The organism is Sphingomonas sp. F9_3S_D5_B_2 (genome assembly GCF_054263715.1).
This window is the reverse complement of record NZ_JBSZFB010000003.1, coordinates 286089-305733: the sequence shown is the minus strand read 5'-3', so window position 1 is coordinate 305733 and position 19645 is coordinate 286089. Positions and strand designations below refer to the sequence as shown.

Annotated in this window: 22 protein-coding genes and 1 tRNA gene; 18 read left to right on the top strand and 5 right to left on the bottom strand. The window is 65.1% G+C overall.

The annotated features are described in order from the left end of the window. Window positions 1-43: 43 nt before the first annotated feature. The 8 genes from ACUXST_RS10165 (at window position 44) to cyoD (ending at window position 8074) form a co-directional block, all read left to right on the top strand. Entirely contained in the window at window positions 44-778 is a 735-nt protein-coding gene (locus ACUXST_RS10165) for a hypothetical protein (RefSeq protein ID WP_458389859.1), read from the top strand. Between the two features lie 64 nt (window positions 779-842). Further along, window positions 843-2042 carry a pyrophosphate--fructose-6-phosphate 1-phosphotransferase gene (locus ACUXST_RS10160; RefSeq protein ID WP_458389858.1) on the top strand — a complete coding sequence of 400 codons (1200 nt, stop codon included), beginning with the start codon at window positions 843-845 and terminating at the stop codon, window positions 2040-2042. Between the two features lie 87 nt (window positions 2043-2129). Next, window positions 2130-3881 carry a single-stranded-DNA-specific exonuclease RecJ gene (gene recJ / locus ACUXST_RS10155; protein WP_458389857.1) on the top strand — a complete coding sequence of 584 codons (1752 nt, stop codon included), beginning with the start codon at window positions 2130-2132 and terminating at the stop codon, window positions 3879-3881. A gap of 40 nt (window positions 3882-3921) precedes the next feature. Next, window positions 3922-3997 (top strand) — tRNA-Glu (locus ACUXST_RS10150). Between the two features lie 93 nt (window positions 3998-4090). Further along, on the top strand, window positions 4091-5032 hold the full coding sequence (cyoA, locus tag ACUXST_RS10145; protein WP_458389856.1) for a ubiquinol oxidase subunit II: 942 nt from the start codon (window positions 4091-4093) through the stop codon (window positions 5030-5032). After that, window positions 5029-7050 carry a cytochrome o ubiquinol oxidase subunit I gene (gene cyoB / locus ACUXST_RS10140; RefSeq protein ID WP_458389855.1) on the top strand — a complete coding sequence of 674 codons (2022 nt, stop codon included), beginning with the start codon at window positions 5029-5031 and terminating at the stop codon, window positions 7048-7050. The genes cyoA and cyoB overlap by 4 nt, the downstream gene beginning before the upstream one ends. Further along, entirely contained in the window at window positions 7047-7688 is a 642-nt protein-coding gene (gene cyoC, locus ACUXST_RS10135) for a cytochrome o ubiquinol oxidase subunit III (protein ID WP_458389854.1), read from the top strand. The genes cyoB and cyoC overlap by 4 nt, the downstream gene beginning before the upstream one ends. Beyond that, on the top strand, window positions 7685-8074 hold the full coding sequence (cyoD, locus tag ACUXST_RS10130; RefSeq protein WP_458389853.1) for a cytochrome o ubiquinol oxidase subunit IV: 390 nt from the start codon (window positions 7685-7687) through the stop codon (window positions 8072-8074). The genes cyoC and cyoD overlap by 4 nt, the downstream gene beginning before the upstream one ends. A gap of 68 nt (window positions 8075-8142) precedes the next feature. Here cyoD and ACUXST_RS10125 read toward each other — a convergent pair whose 3' ends face one another. Further along, window positions 8143-8775, bottom strand: coding sequence for a CHRD domain-containing protein (locus ACUXST_RS10125; protein WP_458389852.1), 633 nt, complete (start codon window positions 8773-8775; stop codon window positions 8143-8145). Between the two features lie 191 nt (window positions 8776-8966). Between ACUXST_RS10125 and ACUXST_RS10120 the strand changes: the two genes are divergently transcribed. The 5 genes from ACUXST_RS10120 (at window position 8967) to ACUXST_RS10100 (ending at window position 11885) form a co-directional block, all read left to right on the top strand. Continuing rightward, on the top strand, window positions 8967-9518 hold the full coding sequence (locus tag ACUXST_RS10120; RefSeq protein WP_458389851.1) for a fasciclin domain-containing protein: 552 nt from the start codon (window positions 8967-8969) through the stop codon (window positions 9516-9518). Between the two features lie 130 nt (window positions 9519-9648). Beyond that, complete coding sequence (locus ACUXST_RS10115; protein WP_458389850.1) at window positions 9649-10215, top strand: sigma-70 family RNA polymerase sigma factor; 567 nt, start codon at window positions 9649-9651, stop codon at window positions 10213-10215. After that, on the top strand, window positions 10212-10931 hold the full coding sequence (locus ACUXST_RS10110; protein ID WP_458389849.1) for an anti-sigma factor: 720 nt from the start codon (window positions 10212-10214) through the stop codon (window positions 10929-10931). Before ACUXST_RS10115 ends, ACUXST_RS10110 begins: the two co-directional genes overlap by 4 nt. 55 nt (window positions 10932-10986) lie before the next feature. Continuing rightward, window positions 10987-11472, top strand: coding sequence for a peptide-methionine (R)-S-oxide reductase MsrB (msrB, locus tag ACUXST_RS10105; RefSeq protein ID WP_458389848.1), 486 nt, complete (start codon window positions 10987-10989; stop codon window positions 11470-11472). Beyond that, complete coding sequence (locus tag ACUXST_RS10100; protein WP_458389847.1) at window positions 11364-11885, top strand: DUF4345 domain-containing protein; 522 nt, start codon at window positions 11364-11366, stop codon at window positions 11883-11885. The genes msrB and ACUXST_RS10100 overlap by 109 nt, the downstream gene beginning before the upstream one ends. On the opposite strand, the gene fghA is transcribed toward ACUXST_RS10100, so the two are convergent. Genes fghA through ACUXST_RS10080 form a run of 4 tightly spaced genes read right to left on the bottom strand, consistent with a single transcriptional unit; the run spans window position 11878 to window position 14919 of the window. Next, window positions 11878-12717, bottom strand: a complete 840-nt coding sequence (gene fghA, locus ACUXST_RS10095) for an S-formylglutathione hydrolase (RefSeq protein ID WP_458389846.1) — start codon at window positions 12715-12717, stop codon at window positions 11878-11880. The two genes, ACUXST_RS10100 and fghA, sit on opposite strands and share 8 nt — an antisense overlap. After that, window positions 12714-13085: a VOC family protein gene (locus tag ACUXST_RS10090; RefSeq protein ID WP_458389845.1), complete on the bottom strand. Its 372-nt coding sequence runs from the start codon at window positions 13083-13085 to the stop codon at window positions 12714-12716. The genes fghA and ACUXST_RS10090 overlap by 4 nt, the downstream gene beginning before the upstream one ends. 12 nt (window positions 13086-13097) lie before the next feature. Beyond that, the gene (locus ACUXST_RS10085; RefSeq protein WP_458389844.1) at window positions 13098-14210 is read right to left on the bottom strand and encodes an S-(hydroxymethyl)glutathione dehydrogenase/class III alcohol dehydrogenase; all 1113 of its coding nucleotides are present in this window, start codon (window positions 14208-14210) and stop codon (window positions 13098-13100) included. Window positions 14211-14241: 31 nt separating this feature from the next. Next, window positions 14242-14919 carry a glutamine amidotransferase-related protein gene (locus ACUXST_RS10080; RefSeq protein ID WP_458389843.1) on the bottom strand — a complete coding sequence of 226 codons (678 nt, stop codon included), beginning with the start codon at window positions 14917-14919 and terminating at the stop codon, window positions 14242-14244. Window positions 14920-14963: 44 nt separating this feature from the next. Here ACUXST_RS10080 and ACUXST_RS10075 point away from each other — a divergent pair, with 44 nt between their 5' ends. Genes ACUXST_RS10075 through ACUXST_RS10055 form a run of 5 tightly spaced genes read left to right on the top strand, consistent with a single transcriptional unit; the run spans window position 14964 to window position 19644 of the window. After that, a complete protein-coding gene (locus ACUXST_RS10075) occupies window positions 14964-15728 on the top strand; it encodes an SDR family NAD(P)-dependent oxidoreductase (protein WP_458389842.1) in 765 nt (254 codons plus the stop codon). Further along, window positions 15725-16534, top strand: coding sequence for an enoyl-CoA hydratase family protein (locus ACUXST_RS10070; protein ID WP_458389841.1), 810 nt, complete (start codon window positions 15725-15727; stop codon window positions 16532-16534). Before ACUXST_RS10075 ends, ACUXST_RS10070 begins: the two co-directional genes overlap by 4 nt. Beyond that, on the top strand, window positions 16527-17672 hold the full coding sequence (locus ACUXST_RS10065; RefSeq protein ID WP_458389840.1) for an acyl-CoA dehydrogenase family protein: 1146 nt from the start codon (window positions 16527-16529) through the stop codon (window positions 17670-17672). Before ACUXST_RS10070 ends, ACUXST_RS10065 begins: the two co-directional genes overlap by 8 nt. Beyond that, window positions 17669-18061 (top strand): RidA family protein, encoded by a 393-nt coding sequence (locus ACUXST_RS10060; protein ID WP_458389839.1) that lies wholly within the window; start codon window positions 17669-17671, stop codon window positions 18059-18061. Before ACUXST_RS10065 ends, ACUXST_RS10060 begins: the two co-directional genes overlap by 4 nt. Next, window positions 18061-19644 (top strand): AMP-binding protein, encoded by a 1584-nt coding sequence (locus tag ACUXST_RS10055; protein WP_458389838.1) that lies wholly within the window; start codon window positions 18061-18063, stop codon window positions 19642-19644. Before ACUXST_RS10060 ends, ACUXST_RS10055 begins: the two co-directional genes overlap by 1 nt. Window position 19645 lies beyond the last annotated feature (1 nt).

Genomic DNA, 19645 nt, shown 5'->3' with positions numbered 1-19645 from the left:
CAGGCGCGCGGCGTCGGCTCAATCTCCTGGCAGGGGGATTACCATGCGCTCAATCATCATCGGCGCGAGTCTTATCGCGCTCTGCACTTCGCCGGCGACGGCGTCGACCAAGCCTGCGTCTCGCCATGTCGCGCCAAAGGCAGCCGCCAAGCAGTCGCCGCCCGATTTCGCTGCCATGCTCGCCATGTTCGACAAGCTGTTCCCGCCGCAGCCCGATCCGGATCCGGCGCGTCTGGCGCTGGCTCGAACATCATCCGTCGCGCTGTGGCCGGACGGTGCATACGGCAAGCTGATGACGGGCCTGATGAGCAGCGTCTTCGACCGGGTGATGGCGATGAAGCCATCGGACTTGCCGATGCGCGCCGGCAGCAAGAAAGACGCAAGCGCCCGGGACGTTTCGCTGCACGACGCAGCGGCCGCCAGGGACCCCTATTTCGATCAGCGCACCGCCGCCATCAAGCAGGTGGCGATGGAGGAAGCGGGCAAGATCTCCGCGATCATCGACCCGCGTGTCCGCGATGGCCTCGCCCGCTCCATGGCGCGGCGATTCGACGAGCGCCAGCTTGCCGACATCAATGCCTTCTTCGTAACACCGAGCGGCCGCGCGCTCGCGGCCCAATATATCCAGATGTGGGTGGACCCGGACATGATGCGCTCGATGGCATCGTCCATGCCCGAGATGATGAAGCTTATGCCTGGCATGATGGAGAAGGTGAAAGCCGCTTCGGACAAATTCCCGGCGCCGCCGAAAACCGCGAAGCCGCACGCCAAGTCCTAGGCTCGACGACAGAGCAGATCGGCGCACCGTGGACGAGGGCTCACGGCGCGACTATCGGCTCCCCATGCCAGTCACTACCGTTGCCATGCTTACCGCAGGCGGTCTCGCGCCGTGCCTTTCTTCCGCCGTCGGCGGCCTTATCGAGCGCTACACGGAAGTGGCGCCGGACGTACGCATCATTGCCTACCGCAACGGCTACGCCGGCCTGCTAACCGGCGACAGCGTCGAGGTCACTGACGCCGTCCGTGCTGCCGCTGGTCGGCTGCACGCCTTCGGCGGCAGCCCGATCGGCAACAGCCGGGTCAAGCTCACCAACGTCAAGGATTGCGAGAAGCGCGGCCTTGTGAAGCAGGGCCAGGACCCGCTGCACGTGGCTGCCGAGCAGCTGAGCCGGGACGGCGTCGACGTCCTGCACACGATCGGCGGCGACGACACCAACGGCACTGCCGCCGACCTTGCCGCTTACCTGCGCGGCAACGGTTACCAGCTTACGGTCGTCGGGTTGCCCAAAACTATCGACAACGACGTCGTGCCCATCAAGCAGTCGCTCGGCGCGTGGACCGCCGCAGAACAGGGCGCCTTGTACGCTCGCAACATCATTGCCGAGCATTCGTCCAACCCGCGGATGCTCGTCGTCCACGAAGTGATGGGCCGCAACTGCGGCTGGCTCACGGCCGCCACGGCGCTGGCCCACCATCGATGGGTAAGGAATGCCCAGTTCGCCGAGTGGCTCGAGAACTCCGCTGACCGCTGGGACGTCCACGGGGTGTTCGTTCCGGAGCGCCCGTTCAATGTTGCCGACGAGGCCAAGCGCCTCCGGACGGTCATGGACGAGCAGGACGGGGTCAACCTCTTCATCTCCGAAGGTGCGGGCGTCAGCGAGATCGTGACCGCAATGGAGCAGGCGGGGGAAGAGGTTCCGCGCGACCCGTTCGGCCACGTGCAGCTCGACAAGATCAACCCCGGCCAGTGGTTCGCAAAGCAGTTCGCCGCGGAGCTCGGCGCCGACAAGGTGCTCGTTCAAAAGAGTGGATATTTCTCCCGTTCCGCGGCCCCGAACGAAGCCGATCTCGATCTGATCCGGCAATGTACCACCTATGCGGTCGACGCTGCGCTACGGGGTGAGTCGGGCGTGGTCGGCGAGGACGAGGAGCGCGGCGACGAGCTGCGCGCGGTCGAGTTCGAGCGTATCGGCGGCGGCAAGGCGTTCGACGCGGCGAGCCCCTGGTTCCTGGATCTGCTCCGCGACCTTGGTCAGGCCTGACGCGAGCCCGCACGCTATCCACAGATTGCCGCGCTCTCACCGGCCGCGCCTCTGGACTGCTGAATCCCCGACTCTTACCTTGGCAGGGTGACCGGCGCCCTCGACATAGAACGATCCGTGACGGGGCAGCCGTGGCGCTGGCGCCGTTCGAACGAGCCTGCAACCGGCATGGACGCACTGCTGGACGAGCTACTGCTGGCGCGTGGCGTGGCGCGCGACGATCTCGGCCGGCACCGTGATCCGCGCATCCGCGACTTCCTGCCCGACCCGTCCTGTTTCAAGGACATGGACAGGGGTGCCCGGCGGCTTGCCGACGCAGTTCAGGGCGGCGAGACGATCGCCATCTTCGGCGACTATGACGTCGACGGGGCGACCAGCGCCGCTTTGCTCGTCCTGCTGCTTCGCAGGGTCGGCGCCGAGCCCATCGTCTACATCCCGGACCGCCTGATGGAAGGCTATGGGCCGAGCGGCAAAGCACTGGTCGAGCTCAAGAGCCGTGGAGCGAGCGTTGCCGTGTGCGTCGACTGCGGCGCACAAGCCTTCGAAGCGCTTGAGGAAGCGCAGACCGCTGCCCTGGAGGTGATCGTCGTCGACCATCATCAATGCGCGAGCCTGCTTCCCGTCGCGCACGCGCTCATAAATCCGAATCGCCTCGACGAGAGCGATGACGGTGCCGCGCACGGACATCTCGCCGCGGTTGGAATGGCGTTCCTGCTTGGCGTGGCGCTGCTTCGCGAGCTTCGCGGCCGCGGCTTCTTCAGCGAGAGCAGCGAGCCCAAGATCATCGACCTCCTCGATCTCGTCGCGCTCGGGACCGTGGCCGACGTTGCCGGCCTTCGTACCCTCAACCGGGCCTTCGTGACGCAAGGCCTCAAGGTAATGGCAGCGCGGCAGAACGTCGGGCTCGTTGCCCTCGCCGAGGCTGCGCGGCTGGTGAAGGCGCCGTCCTGCCGCGATCTCGGCTTTGCGCTTGGGCCTCGGATCAACGCAGGCGGCCGCGTCGGCAAGTCAAACCTCGGCGTCCGCCTTCTGACCTGCAGCGATCCGGAGGAAGCGCGCACAATCGCGACCGAACTCGACCGCCTCAACGAAGAACGCCGCGCCATCGAGATGTTGGTGTGCGAGCAGGCCGAGGAGCAGGCCGCGAAGCTCGATGGCTCACCTGTGATCACAGTCATGAGCAGGGGCTGGCACCAAGGCGTGATCGGCATCGTCGCCGGCCGCATCAAGGAGCGGTTCGGACGCCCGGCGATCGTCATCGCCGAATGCGACGACGGTACCGGCAAGGGGTCCGGCCGCTCCATTTCCGGAGTCGATCTCGGCGCCGCCGTGCTTGCCGCCAAGGACAGCGGACTGCTCGTCGCGGGCGGCGGTCATGCAATGGCCGCGGGGCTCACTCTGCCTGCCGGCGGTCTCGAACCCTTCCGCGAGTTCATCAACGAGCGCCTTGCTGCGGACGTTGAGAAGTCGCGCGGCGACCGCGCGTTGTTGCTCGATGCGCTGCTGGCGCCGGGCGGAGTCGCGGGCGCACTGTGTGACGCCCTGGATGCTGGCGGGCCCTATGGCGCCGGCTGGCCGAGCCCCAGGATCGCCGCCGGTCCGGCGCGGCTGATCAAGACGTCGATTGTCGGCAATGGCCATGTCCGTGGCATCGCTTGCGGGGACGACGGCCGCAGCTTCAAGTGGATCGCTTTCCGAAGCGCCGACAGCGACCTCGGGCAGGCCCTCTTGTCCTCCGCTCCCGACCGCCGCTGGTGGCTCGCGGGGACGATCAAGCGCGACGAGTGGAACGGCGGCAATGCTGCCGAGATGCATCTTGAGGATGCGGCGTTTGCTTGACCCTGCTGGGCCGCTCGCCTAACCGGCAGCCGCCTTCGCAGGCCCCATCGTCTAGCGGTCTAGGACGTCGCCCTTTCACGGCGAAAACACGGGTTCGATTCCCGTTGGGGTCACCATAGGCCGATCGGACGTTCGAAGACTCGAGTAAACATACGTAATGGGAGTGCGTTCGCCACTTGCTTACGGCGAACGCGTCTCCCGCCCTTAACATGATTTTTCTCGGAAAGAGGCTCGTGGACCGGCTAGTGGTCTGGAAGGTGACGACGTTCACTCGGCGACTGCTGGGAACGGGACTTGGTGCCGGCGCGGCCCTGTTGCTGGGCGGCTGCGCGGGTAAGGGCATCATGGATCCAGTCGGATCGGTTGCCGCGGCCGAGAAGACGATCCTGATCAATTCGACGGCCATCATGCTGGCCATCATCGTGCCGGTGATGGTGCTGACCCTCGCCTTCGCCTGGTGGTTTCGGCGCGGCAATACCAAGGCGACTTACCGCCCCGACTGGGAGTATTCGGGCGCGGTCGAGCTCGTCATCTGGTCGGTCCCGGCGCTCACGGTGGTCCTGCTTGGCGGCATTGCCTGGATCGGCAGCCACGACCTGGAGCCCAGCAAGCCGCTCGAGTCCAAGGTTCCGCCCATGAACGTTCAGGTCGTCTCGCTCGACTGGAAATGGCTGTTCATCTACCCCGACCAAGGCATTGCGACGGTCAACCAGTTGGTCGTTCCCGCCGGAACTCCCGTGAACTTCCAGCTCACTTCGGCGACGGTTTGGAACACCTTCTTCGTCCCGCAGATGGGCAGCATGATCTACACCATGCCGAACATGACGACGCGCCTGAACCTTCAGGCGGACCGCCAGGGCGTTTACGAGGGCCGCTCGGCCCATTTCAGCGGCGACGGCTTCCCCGGCATGGAATTCAACGTCCGCGCCGTCGCTCCGCAACAGTTCGCCGCCTGGGCCAATCAGGCACGCGGCTCCGGCCAGGTGCTGGACGGCCGCAGCTATGCCCAGCTCGCCAAACCCAGCTCTTATGTGAAGCCGATGACCTTTAGTAATGTTGCTCCCGGCCTGTTCGCAGCCATCGCTTCCGGCAAGGCACCGCCTCCGCAGCAACTGCCCCACAACCCTCCGACTGCGGGGTCGGTCGGATGAGCTGGAACTGGGTGTTCGGTAAGCTGACCTGGGACGCGATTCCGTTCCATGAGCCGATCGCGCTCATCACCTCGATCGTTGTCATCCTCGGCGTCGCTGGCGTCGCTGCGCTGATCACGATCAAGGGGTGGTGGGGCTATCTGTGGAACGAGTACCTGACTTCCACAGACCACAAGCGCATCGGGATCATGTACATCGTGCTGGCGCTGGTCATGCTCCTGCGCGGGTTCGCTGACGCCATCATGATGCGCTCTCAGCAGGCGGTCGCGATCGGCGCGTCGCAGGGGTACCTGACGCCCGAGCACTACAATCAGATCTTCTCTGCCCACGGCACCATCATGATCTTCTTCGTGGCGATGCCGTTCATCATCGGCTTCATGAACTTCGTGGTGCCGCTGCAACTCGGCGTCCGCGACGTCGCCTTTCCTACCCTAAACAACGTCAGTTTCTGGCTCAGCGCCTCAGGCGCGCTGCTGATCAACTTGAGCCTGTTTGTCGGCGAGTTCGCGCGGACCGGCTGGCTGGGGTTCCCGCCGCTGAGCGAAAAGCAATTCTCCCCCGGTGTCGGAGTCGATTACTGGCTTGTCGCGCTGCAGATATCCGGGGTCGGGACGACGCTGACTGCGGTCAACTTCGTGACCACCATCCTCAAGATCCGCGCTCCGGGCATGAGCTACATGCGCATGCCGGTGTTCTGCTGGACCAGCCTCGCCTCGAGCCTCCTGATGCTTGCTGCTTTCCCGGTGCTGACCGCGACGCTCGCGATGCTGATGCTGGACCGGTACCTCGGCTTCCACTTCTTCACCAATGACGGTGGCGGCAACTCGATGCTCTACATGAACCTGATCTGGGTCTGGGGGCATCCGGAGGTCTACATCCTCGTCCTGCCCGCCTTCGGCATCTATTCGGAAGTCGCCGCGACGTTTTCCGGCAAGCCGCTGTTTGGATACCGGTCGATGGTCTTCGCCACGATGGCGATCTGCATCCTCTCGTTCACGGTCTGGCTGCACCACTTCTTCACGATGGGAGCCGGCGCCGACGTCAACGCCATCTTCGGCATCGCCAGCATGCTGATCGCGATTCCTACCGGCGTTAAGATCTTCAACTGGCTGTTCACGATGTACGGCGGCCGGGTGCGCTTCAGCGTGGCAATGCACTACCTGATCGGGTTCATGGTGACCTTCGTAATCGGGGGCATGACCGGCGTGCTGCTGGCCATCCCGCCGGTCGACTTCGTGGTCCACAACAGCCTCTTCCTGGTCGCTCACTTCCACAACGTGATCATCAGCGGCGTCCTGTTCGCCCTGCTGGCGGGCTACCATTACTGGTTCCCCAAGGCGTTCGGCTTCACCCTCGACGAGCGGCTCGGCAAGTTGTCGTTCTGGGGTTGGTTCGCCGGCTCCCTGCTGGCTTTCTTCCCAAGCTACGTCCTGGGCCTGTTCGGCGGCACGCGGCGGATGCAGCACATCCCGGACGTCAGCTGGCGGCCGTACTTGCTGCTTGAGTTGCTGGGGGCTTTCCTAATCGCGGGCGCCATCGCGTTAATGGTGGTGCAGCTCTATTGGTCGATCCGAACGCGCGACAAGCGTCGCGACATCACCGGCGATCCCTGGGACGGACGCACGCTGGAGTGGCTGACCCTGTCGCCGCCGCCGCACTACAACTTCGCCGTCCTTCCGGACGTCCACGGAGAAGAGGCTTACTGGCACCGGAAGAAGCTTGCGATCGAGCGTGCAACGCTGATCCCCGAGCCCAACTATCAGCCGATCGAAATGCCCCTCAGCACGCCGACCGGCGTGATCGTCGCTTTCTTCGCCTCGGTCTGCGGCTTCGCCATTATCTGGTACATTTGGTGGCTCGCCATTCTCGGCCTGATCGGCGCCTTCGCGGTGTTCGTCTGGTACGCCTGGCAGGATGAGCATGAGCACGTCATCCCGGTCGAGGAAGTGATCAAGAATTCGCGGGAGCGGCGGCGAATCCGCCAGCAGAACCTCCAGAATTTGAGCCAGTCGGTATGAGCGGGCACGAAGCGGCCACGATCGGCCTCACCCACGGCGCGTCTGAAGACACCGGCCTCGCCAACCGCGGTCCGGAATCGAAGAGCATCGTCGTTCCTTACGGCTTCTGGCTGTTCGTCCTTTCGGACATGGTGCTCTTCTCGGCCCTGTTCGCGACCTACGCGTCGCTCGTGCATGCGACGGACGGGGGTCCGACGACGATCCAGCTGTTCGACCGCACGCTGGTGGCCGTCGAGACGATGGCGCTGCTCTTCTCCAGCTTCACCTGCGGACTGGCGGTGATCGCGGCCAAGCGCGGCAACATGCCGTGGACGCAGATCTGGCTGGCCGTCACCGGTGCGCTGGGTTTCGTGTTCCTGTGTATCGAACTCTACGAATTCACGCACATGATCGGCGAGGGGGCGCCGCCGCAGCGCAGCGCTTTCCTGTCGAGCTTCTTCACGCTCGTGGGCACGCACGGGCTTCACGTCTTCGCCGGGCTTCTGTGGCTCGGCACGATGATGGCCCAGCTGTTCGCCAAGGGGTACCGCGAGCACATCATGCGCCGGCTGCTGTGCTTCAGCATCTTCTGGCACGCGCTGGACATCGTCTGGGTGGCCATTTTCACCATCGTCTATCTGATCGGGACGCTGTCATGAGTGAGCACGAACACCAGGAGATGCTCGATGTCGCGCCGGGCGCGCCGCACGACAGCCTCGTCAGCGAGACGGCCGCTTATGTGATCGGCCTCGCTTTTGCGCTGATTCTTACCGGCATTTCATTCTGGGTCGCGTCGACTTCGTCGCTCTGGGGCCCGGGCGTGGCGGTCGGCCTAGTCGTACTCGCCATTGCCCAGATGGGCGTGCACCTGGTCTTCTTCCTTCACATCACGAGCGGTCCGGACAACACGAACAACGTCCTCGCGCTCGCGTTCGGCGTGCTGATCGTCTTCCTGGTGATGGTGGGCACGATCTGGATCATGGCCCATCTCGCCGCCAACATGGGCCCCACGCCGGAGATGATGAACCTGCAAATGCAGCACTGACCCAACGGGTCAGGCTTGAACCAAATCCACGCGCGAATATCCCAGTGACATGCGCGCGCGGTCTTTGCCTATTTGACTTTGCGGAACTGCAACGGGCCGGCGTTGCCGTTGACGCGGATCTCGCCGCACAGAACCGGAAGCACCGTCTTGTATCCCGACGTGCCGTCGACCTCGCCCGGCGTTCCAGCGCCTGCTCCCGAAACTGTCATTCCATGGATGACGACGTGGCGCATCTGCAGCGGCAGCGCAGACTGTGTGCCGCTGATGTCGAACTCCTTCCGGAACTGGACGCGTCCGTCCGTGTCCGGATCGACGTTCATGAAGTCGACCAGAATCGGTCCGTACTTCACCGCGCCTTCCGCAAGCTCGACGTAGCGGTCGCCGTCAGTGTCCTGCGCCGTGGTCGGGCAGGTGGAGTCGACTGACTGACCATTTTGGCTGAGCCCGTGGATGTGGCTCAAGTGAATGCCGCCCGGTTCAAGGCCACTCGCCTGGATCAGCACCGTAAGCGTGTGCCCGTCGGCCGACAGCCGAAGCTCGGCCTGCCCCCGGGCCGTGCTTCCGTTCAGCCGTTTCAGATCGGCGCGGCCGATGATGGTCGAGTGATCTTGCGCATGTGAAGCGATCGGCCGCGCCGCCAAAGCGGCTCCGGCGATCGCAATGGCTGCTAACCGCGACTGATTGAATCTGCCCTGTTGCATGTCGTCCTCCTGTTGGATCGGGTCCAACAGTTACGGACCGCGACTGCCCACGGACGCATTTATCCGGGTGACGTCATAGCTGGACCAAAGCCCGTCGCGTGATTGGTGGCAGACTGGGCGCATGGCTGCGTCCGCGTGGTTGCCGCTTCCGTATCTCTTCCCGGAACTCAACCGCGAAACAGGAGCATCCAATGTCCAAATTCTTTCGTCCACTCGCAATCGGCTGCGGCGCAGCGCTTGCCCTCGCGTCTGCCGCATCGGCTCGCAATCCGATGGTCGGCGGCGCCGCGATGTACCCGACGCGCACCATCGTCGATAATGCAATCAACTCGAAGGATCACACGACGCTCGTCGCGGCCGTCAAAGCAGCCGGGCTGGTCGAAACGCTTTCCGGCAAGGGCCCATTCACCGTCTTCGCGCCGACCAACGCTGCCTTCGCCCGCCTGCCGGCCGGAACGGTGGACACGCTGCTCAAGCCCGAGAACAAGGATACCCTTACCAAGGTCCTGACCTACCATGTCGTCCCGGGCCGCTACACCGCCGGTCAGATCGCCGCTCTCGCGGCGCGTCATCACGGCACGGCCAGCCTCACCACCGTCGCTGGCGAGAAGCTGATGTTTCGCAAGAGCGGCAGCGCGTGGACTGTCGTTGACGCGAAGGGCGGCAAGGCCACCATCACCATCCCCAATGTGATGCAGTCGAACGGCGTCATTCATGTCGTCGACCGCGTGCTGATGCCGTGACGATGTCGCCGCCCGGCTTGTGCCCGCCGGGCGTGCAGGCGGGAGGAGTGCACGTGGTCCCCTTTGCCCATGCGCTTCTTCCGCCACTTTGCGCTTCCGCTGCCATCGGCGATCAGCCATGACTGGAGCCATGGACGCCGACGCGAGACGAGTGCCGGCGAGCGATGGCGACCTGGTGGCGTTGATGCATGCATCCGCGGCAGGCGACCCGCAGGCGTTCGCGATCTTGTATGACCGAACGTCGGCCAAGCTTTACGGCATCTGCCTGAGGTTGATGGGTAACGAGCCGGAAGCGCAGGACGTCCTCCAGGAAACTTACATCAAGGTGTGGCAGAAAGCCGAACGGTACGACGCGGCGAGGGCTAGCCCAATCACCTGGCTTGCCGTTCTTGCCCGCAACAAGGCCATCGACCGCTTGCGCCAGAGAACAGCTCCTACTCAGGACCTCGGAGCTGCCGGCGACGTCGAGGACGACGCTCCATCGGCGTTCGAAATCGTCGAACGGGAACAGGACCGTTCCCGGCTCGCCGGTTGCCTGGACGAACTTGAAGAACGCTCGCAGGCCGCCATCCGGTCGGCCTTCCTCGACGGGGCGAGCTATCCGGAACTTGCCGAGCGCGAAGGTGTGCCGCTTGGGACGATGAAGAGCTGGGTCCGTCGCGGCTTGCAGCGCTTGCGCGGGTGCCTGGATCGATGACTGACGACCGCACCTCGTCTGAAGAACGGTCGGCGCTTGCGGCTGAACTGGCGCTTGGCGTCCTCGAGGGGCCGGAGCTCGCGCGAGCCCGCGAGCATGCAGCGTCCGATCCCCGCTTCCGCGAAGATGTTGCCCGGTGGAGCGGTTCAATGGCGCCCCTCCTCGACGACATAGCGCCGATCTCGCCTCCCGCGAGCGTCTGGGCGCAGATCCAGCGAGCAACTGGTACGATTGGCGAATCGAGCAACGTCCACGTACTCCGCCGCAAAGTTGCGGTGTGGCGCAGCGTGTCGGGCGTCATGACTGCGCTGGCGGCATCCCTTGCCCTGTTCGTCATGTTCCGCTCGCCCGTGCCTGTCCCATCGCAGCGGCCTGCATCGACGCCGATGGTGGCCCGGCTGGCCGACGACAAGCAGGTTGCGGTGGTCGCCAGCTGGGATCCGCAGCGAGGGCAGCTGTTGCTTGCATCTGCTGCCGGGATGCCGGAGCAGCCGGCGCGATCGCATGAATTGTGGGTCATACCCGCGGGCGGCAAGCCGCGCTCACTGGGAGTGATGCCGAAAACGGAAGACGCCCTGATCCGATTGCCGGCGAGCGCAATTGAGCTGATGCGGGCAGGCGCGACCATCGCCGTCACGGTCGAGCCGTTGGGCGGCTCTCCGACGGGCGGCCCGACCGGCCCGATTATTGCGTCAGGCGCGCTTAAGGGTGCGTGATGCATCTGCGTGAGCGTGCCGCCCGTATCTTCGGGGTCACACGGGAGACGCTTGTATGCGTGATGCTTTCAATCGACGCGCTTTCATGGCCGGCACTGCGGCGGCGATTGGCGTCGCCGTCGTCATTCGCCCTGGTCGCGGGACAGCCGCTGCTTTCGCGGTGACGCACTCGGACGCGGACTGGCATCGCATTCTCGAGCCGCGCCGCTACGCGGTGCTTCGTCAAGCGTCGACCGAACGGCCGTTCACCAGCCCCCTGCTCAAGGAGCATCGCCGGGGCGCCTTCGTCTGTGCGGGGTGCCAGCTGCCGCTGTTCAGCTCCGCAACCAAGTTCGAGAGCGGGACCGGCTGGCCAAGTTTCTGGAAGCCGCTGCCAAACGCGGTCCGCACGCGCTCCGACCGCAGCCTCATGTTCGAGCGTACGGAAGTCGTGTGCGCCCGCTGCGGCAGCCACTTGGGCCACGTCTTCGACGACGGCCCGAAGCCGACCGGCCAGCGCTACTGCATGAACGGGCTCGCCCTGCTGTTCCGTCCAGCGTGACGCGCGCCGGGTCCGCCGAGCGTCGCGCGCTTCAGTGCGTCGTCGCCCTAGCGGCCCTGGTGCCTCTTCTTGCCGGCGCAGATGGCGTCTGGTCCGGTGGGCAGATGATCCATGGGGTTTCGGCGGCAACTCCAGACCTCAACAGCCACTTCCGCTATCTCTCCGGCCTGCTGCTCGGAATAGGCCTGGCCTTCGCCGCCCTGATCCCAACGATCGAGCGCCATAAGCTGCTGTTCGGAGTGCTCGGCGGAATCGTCATGGTCGGCGGTGCAGGCCGCCTGCTCTCAGGGTTCATCGACGGCTTCCCCGCAGGCGCTCACCGTTACGCACTGGTTATGGAGCTGATCGTCGTTCCGCTGCTGGTGCTGTGGCAGCGCCGCGTTGCCAATCAGTCGAGAAGCAAGTTCAACTGAGCCGCTCCGCGTGCCATCGGAGATGATCGGCCATGAACGTCGAGATGAAGTAATAGCTGTGATCATAGCCGGGCTGGCGCCGCAGCGTCAGTGCGATCCCGGCATCATGGCAAGCGCGCTCCAGCAGTTCCGGCCGAAGCTCCTGCTCGAGGAACTGGTCCGCTGTGCCGACGTCGACCAGCAGCTCCGGCAAGCGAGCACCGTCCTCGATCAAAGCAACGGCGTCGTGCTTGCGCCAGACTGCGCGGTCGTCACCGAGATAGCCGGCAAGCGCCTTCTCGCCCCACGGCACCTGTGTGGGTTCGCCGATCGGCGCGAAAGCCGAGACGCTGCGGAAGCGCTCGGGATGGCGCAGCGCCACAGTCAATGCGCCGTGGCCGCCCATGGAATGGCCCGTGATTCCCTGCCTGGCAGGGTCGACCGGAAACTCGGCAGCGACGAGTGAAGGCAGTTCGTCGGTGACATAGGTCCACATCCGGAAGTTGCGCGCCCACGGCTCCTCCGCCGCATCGACGTAGAACCCGGCACCCTGGCCGAAGTCATAGCTCTCCGCGTCCGGCACTCCTTCGCCACGCGGGCTCGTGTCCGGCGCGACGAAGATCAGGCCGAGTTCGGCGCAGGTGGCGCGATACTCGCCCTTGTCCGTCACGTTCGCGTGCGTGCAGGTCAGCCCGGACAGATACCAGACGACCGGCAGCTTCCCACCCTGTTGGGCTTGCGGCGGCAGGAAGATCGAGAACGTCATATCGGTGCGCGTCGCGCTCGAAGGATGCCGCACGACAAGCTGGCGGCCGCCGTGCGACCTGTTCTCCGAAACGATCTCGATGGTCATTGCGGGGGCCGGTACAGACCGCAAAGCTTGTTGCCGTCCGGATCCCGTAAATAGGCGAGGTAGAGCTTGCCAAACGCGCTGTCGCGGTAGCCGGGCGGATCCTCTATCGCCTTTCCCCCCGCTTCGACGCCCGTGCGCTGCCAGGCATCGACTTCTTCCGGACTGTCGAAGTTGAAGCCGATGGTGCCCCCGTTCGCATGGTGCGCCGGCTGCCCGTCGATTGGCCTGCTCACCATGAACATCGAACCGTTGCGCCGATAAGCGAGCCTTCCGCTCGCGTCGGTCAGTCCTTCCTTCCCGAAAAGCCGATCGTAGAAGCTCTTTGATCGTTCGATGTCGTTCGAGCCGACCATCACGTGACTGAACATGCTCTGCGCTCCTCAGTAAACGACGACAGCCCGGATGCTTTCGCCGGCGTGCATCAGGTCGAAGCCCTTGTTGATGTCCTCGACGCTGAGCGTGTGGGTGATCATGGGATCGATCGCGATCTTCCCGTCCATGTACCAGTCGACGATCTTCGGCACGTCCGTGCGGCCCTTCGCGCCCCCGAATGCCGTCCCGCGCCAGTTGCGCCCGGTGACCAGTTGGAAGGGCCGCGTCGCGATCTCCTTGCCCGCCTCGGCCACGCCGATGATGATGCTCGTCCCCCAGCCGCGGTGGCAGCATTCCAGAGCGGTTCGCATCACCTCCGTGTTGCCGGTCGCGTCAAACGTATAGTCGGCCCCGCCGTCCGTAATCTCGACGATCTTCGCGACGATGTCCTCGCGGCTCAAACCCTTCGTGTTGAGGAAGTCCGTCATGCCGAACTTGCGGCCCCACTCTTCGCGCGCCGGATTGATATCGACGCCGACAATCCTGTTCGCACCGACCAGCTTTGCGCCCTGGATCACGTTGAGCCCGATGCCGCCCAGCCCGAAAACAACGACATTGTCGCCGGCCTGCACTTTCGCCGTGTTAGTTACCGCGCCGACGCCGGTGGTCACACCGCAGCCGATGTAGCAGCTGCTCTGGAACGGCGCGTCCTCGCGGATCTTCGCCACGGCGATCTCCGGCAGCACAGTGAAGTTCGAAAATGTCGAGCAGCCCATGTAGTGGAAGATCGTCTCGCCCTTGTAGCTGAAGCGGCTGGTGCCATCGGGCATGACGCCCTTGCCCTGGGTGGCTCGGATGGCAGTGCACAGGTTGGTCTTGCCGCTGAGGCACGACTTACACTGGCGGCACTCGGGCGTGTATAGCGGGATCACGTGGTCGCCGGGCTTCACGCTGGTCACGACCGGGCCGACTTCCCGGACGATGCCGGCGCCCTCATGGCCGAGAATCGACGGGAACAGGCCTTCGCTGTCGAGCCCGTCGAGCGTGTAGGCGTCAGTGTGGCAGATGCCGGTAGCCATGATCTCGACCAACACTTCGCCAGCCTTGGGGCCTTCCAGATCCACCTCGACAATTTCGAGCGGCTGCTTGGCTGCGAAGGCGACTGCGGCGCGGGTCTTCATGGTTGTTCGTCTCCGTAGATCTTCGCGCCGCCTATGCCTGCAGGAAGCGCCGTATCCAACCACCGACGCGAGCATTGTCGTTCGGCGCGTCCAGGGAGGCTAGGGCCGCGATCGGATCATTCACGCGGTCGTACCGCTTCTCGATCAACGCCCTCGCGTAAGCAGGCGAGAATTCCGGATGGAATTGGAAGCTGATGGCCTGCCGATCGGTCCAGGCGAGCGCCGCGATAGGTGTGAACTCCGACTTGGCAACCACCTGTGTGTTCGGCGGCTGCCGCACGACCTGATCCTGATGCGAAGCCGGGATAGCGATCGTCCGCTCGCCGTCGAGCCACCGCTCGGCGTGGACGATGTCGTACCGGTGCAACCCGGCGCCCCAGCCCTTCTCCGATTTCTCGACATGCCCGCCGAGCGCCTCGGCCATGACCTGGTGCCCGAAGCAGACACCGACCAGCTTCGCGTTCGCCGCGCCGCGGATGAACTCCTGCAGCGGTTCGATCCACGGCAGCGGGTCGTAGACGCCGGCGGGGGACCCGGTGACTAGATAGGCGTCATGCGCGCCGGGATCCGGGAAGCGCCCGGCCTGCACGTCGAAACTCTCGAGCTCGAAGCCCCCACCAAGGAGCTCTGCGAACATGTCTGGATAGGAACCGAACTCGTCGGCAAGCGGCGCCGGAGGAACGCCTGCTTCAAGCACTGCAACCTTCATCCGGCCGCCTTGCCACCTCCGTGGGCTTGGGCCAAGCTGGAGAAATGGGGAGCAGGCTCGCAGGTCGGCACGCGCTGATTACCGGCGGCGGCACAGGCATTGGGGCTGCCGCTGCCGAGCAACTCGCCGCAGAAGGAGCGAAGCTGTCGCTCCTGGGTCGCCGCCTCGAGCCACTGCAGTCTGTGGTCGCCGAAATAGGCGGCACTGCAATCGGTTGCGACGTCGGCGGTCTGGAGGGGATCACCCACGCCTTTGACGAAGCTCGCGCGGCGACCGGCCCCATCGACCTGCTGATCGTCAACGCCGGCATCGCCGACAGCGCGCCATTCGCGAAAGTGAGTCGTGAAAGCTGGCAGCGGATTATCGCGATCAACCTCACCGCCGCATTCGATTGTGCCCAGGCTGCGATTGCCGACCTTCTGCAAAGCGAGAATGGCCGCATCGTTTTCGTGGCCTCGGTCGCCGGCCTTCGCGGTGTGCCCTATGCCGCCCATTATGCGGCGTCCAAGCACGGGCTCATCGGGCTGATGCGCTCGCTGGCGGCGGAATATGCCAAGACCAAGCTGACCGTGAACGCCGTGTGCCCGGGATATGTCGACACCCCGATGACCCAGCAGTCCGCCGCGCGGGTCATGCACAAGACCGGACGCACAGAGGAGCAGGCGCTCGCCGCAATCACTGCGATGAATGCCAGCGGCCGCCTGGTGCAACCCGCGTCAGTCGCAACGATGATCACGACCTTGTGCTTGCCCGAAAGTCAGGACGTGAACGGCGCCGCGATCACTATCGATGGCGGCACCAGCGCATGAGCTTCGACCCGGAGACTTTCGCGCCGGCGCACTTCCTCTGGAGCTTCGACGGAGGCGTCGCGACCATCACGCTTAATCGGCCCGAGCGGAAGAACCCCCTGACCTTCGAGAGCTACGACGAACTCCGGCAAACCTTCCGCGCGCTGAGCGACGCGCGACAGGTGAAAGTTGTCGTCCTGCGCGGCGCCGGCGGAAATTTCTGCTCCGGCGGCGACGTGCACGAAATCATTGGCCCGCTTACCCGGATGGACGAAGACGGCCTGCTCGCCTTCACGCGGATGACCGGCGACCTGGTTCGTGCGATGCGCTCCTGTCCGCAGCCGATCGTTGCCGCAGTCGAGGGTGTGTGCGCCGGTGCCGGCGCGATCCTGGCGATGGCCAGCGACATCCGCTTCACGGAATCCGGCAGCCGGACCGCCTTCCTGTTCACCCGTGTCGGCCTCTCCGGTGCGGACATGGGCGCCTGTGCGCTACTGCCGCGGCAGATCGGGCTCGGTCGCGCCAGCGAGCTTCTGTTCACCGGCCGCGACATGACAAGCGAGGAGGGTCTGGCCTGGGGGTTCTACAATCGCGTGGTCCAGGACGTCGCCGCCGAGGCGGACACGCTTGCACGGCAGCTCGCAAGCGGGCCGACCCTCGCCCACGCGGTCACCAAGGCGCAGCTGGACGCCGAGGCAAATGTGACACTCGACGAAGCGCTGGAGTTGGAAGCGCATGTGCAGGCGCGGTGCATGCAGACCAACGATTTCAGGCGAGCGTACGAGGCGTTCGCGGCCAGGCGGATCCCGGAGTTCCGCGGTGACTGACCTCGCCTGGCCCTTCTTCGAGGAGTGCCACCGCGAAGTGGCGCGGAACGTCGCGGACTGGGCCGCAGACAATCTCAACGACCGCTATGGCGACGACCTCGACAGCGAATGTCGCACACTCGTGCGCGAACTCGGTGCTGCCGGGTTCCTGAAGCTCTGCGTCTCCGATGGCATGAACAGGCCGGACGTGCGCAGCCTCGCCATCGCTCGTGAGACGCTAGCCTACCACAGCGCACTTTGCGATTTTGCGTTTGCCATGCAGGGCCTCGGCTCCGGCGCGATCTCGCTGTTCGGAACGCTCGAGCAGAAGCGCGCCTGGTTGCCGAAAGTCGCCGCAGGCGACGCTATCGCCGCCTTCGCGATGACGGAGCCCGAATGCGGCTCCGACGCTGCGAATATTGCCACGTCGGCGATGCAGGACGGCGGTTCATGGGTGCTGGTCGGCGAGAAGACCTACATCTCGAACGGCGGCATTGCTGACTTCTACCTGACCTTCGCCCGTACCGGCGAGGCCGAGGGCTCACGGGGGCTGTCCGCCTTCATCGTTCCCGCTGACGCGCCGGGGCTCAGCATCGCCGAGCGCATCGACGTGATCGCGCCGCATCCGCTAGCGCGCTTGACCTACGACAATGTCCGCATTCCCGCCGATGCAATCATCGGCGAGCCCGGCGAAGGCTTCCGGATCGGCATGGAAACGCTGAACCTGTTCCGCGTCACGGTAGGCGCTGCCGCCCTCGGCTTCGCAAGGCGCGCGCTCGATGAAGCACTGCGCTTCGCAACCAACCGCCGCCTCGGCAGCGGAACACTCGCGGAAAACGCCGTAACGCAGCAGAAGCTGGCCGACATGGCCTTGCTCAACGATGCATCGGCGCTGCTTGTCGCGCGCGCGGCTTGGCAGCAGGACGTCGGCGGCATCGACAACCGGCGCGCGGCGGCCATGGCCAAGCTCCACGCGACCGAATCAGCGCAGCAGGTCATCGACATGGCCGTCCAGATGCACGGCGGCGCCGGCGTCACTCGCGGGGTCAAGGTCGAGGAACTGTACCGGGACATCCGATCCTTGCGAATTTACGAAGGCGCGAGCGAAGTGCAGCGGCAGATCATCGGCCGCCACCTGCTCAAGGCGTCAGGCGAATGAAGGTGCTCCAGCCGCCGGGCTGGCCGCGCCCGAAAGGGTATTCCAACGGCATCAGCGCCCGCGGACGCACGGTCTTCACTGCCGGCGTGGTCGGCTGGAATGAGACCGAGACGTTTACCTCCGACACGCTGGCCGGGCAATTCGCGCAGGCGCTGACGAACACGCTAGAGATCCTGGCCTGCGACGGCGCCGGTCCGCAGCACATCGTGCGCATGACCTGCTACGTCACGGACCGCGAAGATTACCTGCGCTCAGTCCGCGACATCGGCGCCGCCTGGCGCAAGATCGTTGGTCCGAACTACCCGGCGATGGCTCTCGTTGAAGTGAAGGGCCTCGTGGAAGCCGCAGCGAAGGTCGAAATCGAAACCACGGCCGTTGTTCCCGATTGATGCGGGACACGTTCGTCGAGGAGCGCCTACCGCCGCCGGACCTCCTGCCGGAGTTCGCCTTCGACCTGCCGGAACTGCAATATCCTGAACGGCTGAACGCCGCTGCTGAACTGCTGAAAGGCGGCGCGCCGGACGCGCTCGCGATCCTCAACGACCACGGCCGCTGGACGTACGCCGACCTCGACTACTTCAGCGGCCGCATCGCACGGCTCCTCGTTGACGAACACGAACTGATTGCTGGAAATCGCGTGCTGCTGCGCGGTCCGAACTGCTACACGATGTTTGCCGCGTGGCTCGGAGTGCTCAAGGCCGGAGGGGTCGTGGTCGCGACCATGCCGTTGCTGCGCCCGGGCGAGATCGCGACGGTGATCGAGCGCGCGGCCATATCGCACGCGATCGTTGACAGCCGCTACATCGGCGACTTCCGGCAGGCGGTCGAGCAGACGCACAGCGTCAGGCACATCATCAGATATGACGGCGATTACGGCCGCGGCGAGCTTGAGACGCGCTGCGCCTCGCTGGACCCGCTGCCGCCCGCCGACACGGGCCGCGACGATCCCTGCATTATCGCTTTCACCAGCGGCACGACCGGCGTGCCGAAAGGCTGCGTCCAATTCCACCGCGACATCCTTGCCCCGTGCGACACGTTCGCGAAGCATCTCGTCGGACCCAAGGCCGGTGACGTGTTCATGACGAGCGCGCCGATGGCCTTCACCTTCGGCCTCGGCATCACGCTGCTGTTCCCGCTCCGCTTAGGGGCGGCGGCCGCGACCATCGAGCAGGCGAGCCCGTCGGCAATGCTCGATGCCATCGTCAAGCACGGCGTCACCCACATCGGCACCGCGCCCACTGCCTATAAGGCGATGCTCTCGCAGCCGAGTCTTGAGGCGGCTCTCAAGACCCTGGGCTACTGCATCTCCGCTGGCGAGCATTTGCCGGAGGCGACCTGGCGGGCGTGGCAGGAGCGCACCGGCATCGCGATTACCGACGGCATTGGGTCGACAGAGATGATGCACATTTTCGTCTCCGCTGCCGGCGATGACGTGCGCGCAGGCTCAACCGGCAAGGCAGTGCCCGGATACGAGGCCGCCGTGCTCGACGACTTCGGGGAACCGCTGGACGAGGGTATCGGCGGGCTGGCGATCAAGGGCCCGACCGGCTGCCGCTACCTCGATGACGAGCGGCAGCGCGACTATGTGCAAAACGGCTGGAACGTCACCGGCGACACCTACCGCAAGGACGCCGACGGCTATTACTGGTACCTCGCGCGGAGCGACGACATGATCGTCAGCTCGGGCTACAATATCGGCGCTCCCGAAGTGGAAAATGCTTTGCTTGGCCATCCCGCGGTCGCCGAATGCGCGGTGATCGGCGTGCGCTGCCCCGAGCGCGGGCAGAAAGTGAAGGCGTTCGTGGTGCTCGCCGATTTCGCCGAGCCGTCAGACGAGCTGCGGGAGAAGCTGCAGGGCTTCGTCAAGGAGCGGATCGCCCCCTACAAATATCCGCGGGAGATCGAGTTCGTCGACGCGCTCCCGAAAACCGCGACGGGCAAGCTCAGGCGGAGTGAGTTGAGAGGTCGCTAAC